We start from the raw sequence: 4,515 nt of genomic DNA, 5'->3' as shown, positions 1-4,515 counted from the left end.
AAGATTGATGGAGTATTTCGTCCAGCAGCTCGTCAATGGGCTGACTCTTGGGTCTATTTATGGTATGATCGCAATCGGTTATACCATGGTCTACGGCATCATTGGCATGATCAACTTCGCCCACGGCGATATCTTCATGCTCGGCGGCTTCGCTGCTTTGATTGTCTTTCTGCTTCTCACAACATTTATCGGGGGCGTCCCGGTTGTACTTGCGCTGCTGTTGATGATGGTCGTCGGCATGCTCACCGCGGGTCTCTGGAACTGGACGATCGAGAAGGTGGCCTATCGGCCGCTGCGCGGTTCGTTCCGGCTCGCGCCGCTGATCACCGCGATCGGCATGTCGATCGCGCTGTCGAACTTCATTCAGGTGACGCAGGGCCCGCGCAACAAGCCGATCCCGCCGCTCGTTTCCTCGGTCTATGACGTCTTCGGCATCACCATTTCGCTGAAGCAGATCATCATCATCATCATCACGGCGATCCTGCTTTCGGTCTTCTGGTACATCGTCAACAAGACGCCGCTTGGCCGTGCCCAGCGTGCGACCGAACAGGACCGCAAGATGGCGGCCCTGCTCGGTGTCGACGTCGACCGCACGATCTCGGTGACCTTCATCATGGGGGCGGCCCTCGCTGCCGTCGCCGGTACGATGTACCTGATGTACTATGGTGTGGTCGTCTTCACCGACGGTTTCGTTCCGGGCGTCAAGGCGTTCACCGCAGCCGTCCTCGGCGGTATCGGTTCGCTGCCGGGCGCCGTTCTTGGCGGACTTCTGATCGGGCTCATCGAGTCCCTCTGGTCAGCCTATTTCACCATCGACTACAAGGACGTCGCGACCTTCTCCATTCTCGCCATCGTCCTGATCTTCAAGCCGTCTGGCATTCTCGGACGACCGGAAGTCGAGAAGGTATAATTCCATGGCAAACATTGCTTCTACGACTGCAAGCGCCGGCACTGACGTGACGGCGCGGGCCCTGCGCGAGGCTGTCTTCGCGGGTCTGATTTCACTCGGCCTTTTCGTGCTGTTCGTCGGTCTCAAGTCCGACCAGAACATCCGCAACGAGCTGATCCTCAACCAGCGCTGGGGGCTGCTGGCGATCTTCGTGATCGTCGCTGCTGTCGGTCGCTTCCTGATGGTCGCCTATGTCCAGCCGGCCATGGCCCGGCGCAAGGCTGCCAAGGCCGAGGCTGAGGACGTGGCGAAGGAAGAAAGCTTCCTCAGCCGCCACTTCTCCAAGCTCGCGATCCTCTTCCTGCTCGTCTATCCGCCGATCATCGTTGCGCTCGCCGGCGTCCAGGGTTCGCTGAAGTGGGTCGATAATTTCGGCATCCAGATCCTGATCTACGTGATGCTGGCCTGGGGGCTGAACATCGTCGTCGGTCTCGCCGGTCTGCTGGATCTCGGCTACGTCGCCTTCTATGCCGTCGGTGCCTACTCCTACGCGCTTCTGTCGACCTATTTCGGCCTGTCGTTCTGGGTCCTCCTGCCGGTTGCGGGCATCCTTGCCGCCTTCTGGGGCATGATCCTCGGCTTCCCGGTGTTGAGGCTGAGAGGTGACTATCTGGCGATCGTCACCCTTGCCTTCGGGGAAATCATCCGACTTGTGCTGATCAACTGGACCGAGGTGACGAAGGGTACGTTCGGCGTGTCCGGCATTGCCAAGGCGACGCTGTTCGGCATCAAGTTCGATGCCTCCAAGGATGGTTTTGCGGCGATGATGGGCCTGCCGATGTCGTCGGCCTATTACAAGATCTTCCTGTTCTATCTGATCCTCGCGCTCTGCCTGCTGACCGCCTACGTGACGATCCGGCTGCGCCGCATGCCGATCGGTCGCGCCTGGGAAGCCCTGCGCGAGGACGAGATCGCCTGCCGCTCGCTTGGCATCAACACGGTGACGACGAAGCTCACGGCCTTTGCGACAGGCGCCATGTTCGGTGGCATCGCCGGCTCGTTCTTTGCTGTGCGTCAGGGCTTCGTTTCGCCTGAATCCTTCGTCTTCCTGGAATCGGCGGTCATTCTGGCGATCGTCGTTCTCGGTGGCATGGGCTCGCTCACCGGCATCGCAGTCGCCGCCGTTGTGATGATCGGCGGTACGGAAATCCTGCGTGAACTGACGTTCCTGAAGATGGTCTTCGGGCCTGATTTCACCCCTGAACTCTACCGCATGCTGATCTTTGGTCTGGCCATGGTCGTCGTCATGGTCTGGAAGCCGCGTGGCTTCGTCGGATCACGCGAACCGACAGCCTTCCTGCACGAACGCAAGGCCGTCTCCGGCAGCTTCACCAAGGAAGGGCACGGCTGATGGCCCGCGAGACCACGACAATGACAAAAGACCCCATTCTCAAGGTTGAGCACCTGTCGATGCGCTTCGGCGGTCTGATGGCGATCAACGACTTCTCCTTCGAAGCCCATCGCGGTGACATCACGGCGCTGATCGGCCCGAACGGAGCAGGCAAAACCACGGTGTTCAACTGCATCACCGGCTTCTACAAGCCGACGATGGGCATGATCACGATGAAGCAGAAGGCCGGCAAGGAATACCTGCTGGAGCGTCTGCCAGACTTCGAGATCACCAAGCATGCCAAGGTGGCGCGCACCTTCCAGAACATCCGGATGTTCTCCGGCCTGACGGTGCTCGAAAACCTGCTGGTCGCGCAGCACAACAAGCTGATGCAGGCCTCGGGCTACACCTTCCTCGGGCTTCTCGGCTTCCCGGCCTATCGCCAGGCGTCGAAGGAGGCGATCGACCTTGCCAAGCACTGGCTGGAGAAGGCGTCCCTGATCGACCGTGCCGACGACCCGGCCGGCGACCTGTCCTATGGTGCGCAGCGCCGTCTGGAAATCGCCCGCGCCATGTGCACGGGCCCCGAGCTTCTGTGCCTGGACGAGCCTGCCGCCGGTCTCAACCCGCGTGAATCGCTGGCGCTCAACGAACTGCTGCAGGGCATCCGTGCCGATACCGGCACGTCGATCCTGCTCATTGAACACGACATGTCCGTGGTCATGGAGATTTCCGACCACGTGGTGGTCCTGGAATACGGACAGAAGATTTCCGACGGCACACCGGATTTCGTCAAGAACGATCCGAAGGTCATCGCGGCCTATCTGGGTGTCGAGGATGAAGAGGTTGAAGAGGTGATCGAACAAATCGAGGAAATCGAGGGCGGACAGGGGGGCAAGCACTGATGACGGCGCCTCTTCTCCAAGTCAAAGCCGTCGAGACCTACTACGGTAACATCCGGGCGCTGAGCGGTGTCGATGTCGAAGTGCATCGCGGCGAGATCGTTTGCCTGATCGGCGCCAACGGCGCCGGCAAGTCGACCCTGATGATGACCATCTGCGGCGCCCCGCAGGCGCGCACCGGCTCGGTCTTCTTCGAGGGCCAGGACATCACCCGCATGCCGACGCACGAGATCGCAAGGCTGCGCATCGCGCAATCGCCTGAGGGCCGGCGCATCTTCCCGCGCATGACGGTGTTCGAAAATCTGCAGATGGGCGCGAGCCTCGACAACCTCAAGCATTTCAACGAGGACGTCGAAAAGGTCTTTGCGCTTTTCCCGCGCCTGAAGGAACGCCAGACGCAGCGCGGCGGCACGCTTTCGGGCGGTGAGCAGCAGATGCTGTCGATCGGTCGCGCGCTGATGGCACGGCCGAAGCTCCTGCTTCTCGACGAGCCGTCGCTCGGCCTTGCGCCACTGATCGTCAAGGGCATCTTCGAGGCAATCAAGAAGCTCAACAAGGAGGAGGGACTGACCGTCTTCCTCGTCGAGCAGAACGCCTTCGGCGCGCTCAAGCTTTCCGACCGCGGCTATGTGATGGTCAACGGACGCGTGACGATGAGCGGCAGCGGCAAGGAACTGCTCGCCAATCCGGAAGTTCGCGCGGCCTATCTCGAAGGTGGCCGTCATTGACCGGCTGCATCTGGAGCAACTGACATGCATGGAATTCTCTACGAAGAAGCGTCGGTCTGGCAGTTTCTTTTCATAAGCTGCGTGCTGGGTGGCTGGACAGCCTGGCGCACCGGCAAGAGCGTCGCGGAAAGCTGGGAAGACATGCCGCGGCTCGTCCTCTACGTGGCGCTACTGGGGGTTGGCATCCGCTTCGTACACCATGCTCTCTTCGAGGGCACGATGTTCAGCCTGCATTACTATATCGTGGACACGATCGTGCTTTTGTTGTTTGCTACCGCAGGTTTCCGCTACTACCGGACCAAGCAGATGACCAATAACTACTATTGGCTCTATGAGAAGGCTTCGCCTTTCTCCTGGAAAGCCAAGTAAAGGGAACAGCGCGCGTCGGCCGCCGCGGCCGGTGCGAAAGAAACACCGGCGCAACTACGGTGGGCATTGCGCAGGTTGGTAACGAGACCCGCTCGAATAATTGGGAGTAACAAGATGAAAAAGTCTCTTCTGTCGGCGGTCGCGCTGACGGCTATGGTTGCCTTCAGCGGCAGCGCCTGGGCTGATATTCTCGTTGGTGTCGCCGGCCCGCTGACTGGCCCGAACGCCGCCTTCGGT

General features: G+C 60.4%; 5 protein-coding genes and 1 pseudogene. All 6 read left to right on the top strand.

What is annotated here, in order from left to right; translation table 11 throughout:
• The first annotated feature begins 7 nt into the window (after window positions 1-7).
• Window positions 8-910 (top strand): branched-chain amino acid ABC transporter permease, encoded by a 903-nt coding sequence (locus tag VGO12_RS11100; RefSeq protein WP_327512808.1) that lies wholly within the window; start codon window positions 8-10, stop codon window positions 908-910.
• A 4-nt stretch (window positions 911-914) separates the two neighbouring features.
• Window positions 915-2,300 (top strand): high-affinity branched-chain amino acid ABC transporter permease LivM, encoded by a 1,386-nt coding sequence (gene livM / locus VGO12_RS11095; RefSeq protein WP_327512807.1) that lies wholly within the window; start codon window positions 915-917, stop codon window positions 2,298-2,300.
• Window positions 2,300-3,184, top strand: coding sequence for an ABC transporter ATP-binding protein (locus VGO12_RS11090; protein ID WP_327512806.1), 885 nt, complete (start codon window positions 2,300-2,302; stop codon window positions 3,182-3,184). Before livM ends, VGO12_RS11090 begins: the two co-directional genes overlap by 1 nt.
• Window positions 3,184-3,909 carry an ABC transporter ATP-binding protein gene (locus tag VGO12_RS11085; protein WP_327512805.1) on the top strand — a complete coding sequence of 242 codons (726 nt, stop codon included), beginning with the start codon at window positions 3,184-3,186 and terminating at the stop codon, window positions 3,907-3,909. Before VGO12_RS11090 ends, VGO12_RS11085 begins: the two co-directional genes overlap by 1 nt.
• Before the next feature lie 24 nt (window positions 3,910-3,933).
• A complete protein-coding gene (locus VGO12_RS11080; RefSeq protein ID WP_327512804.1) occupies window positions 3,934-4,278 on the top strand; it encodes a DUF6867 family protein in 345 nt (114 codons plus the stop codon).
• 114 nt (window positions 4,279-4,392) lie between these two features.
• A pseudogene (locus VGO12_RS11075) lies at window positions 4,393-4,515 on the top strand (branched-chain amino acid ABC transporter substrate-binding protein); the annotation flags it as partial.

Origin of the sequence: Ensifer sp. (assembly GCF_035999135.1) — a bacterium.
GTDB lineage: Bacteria > Pseudomonadota > Alphaproteobacteria > Rhizobiales > Rhizobiaceae > Ensifer.
Note: the sequence above shows the minus strand (reverse complement) of the source record. Positions and strands in the feature narration are given on the sequence as shown.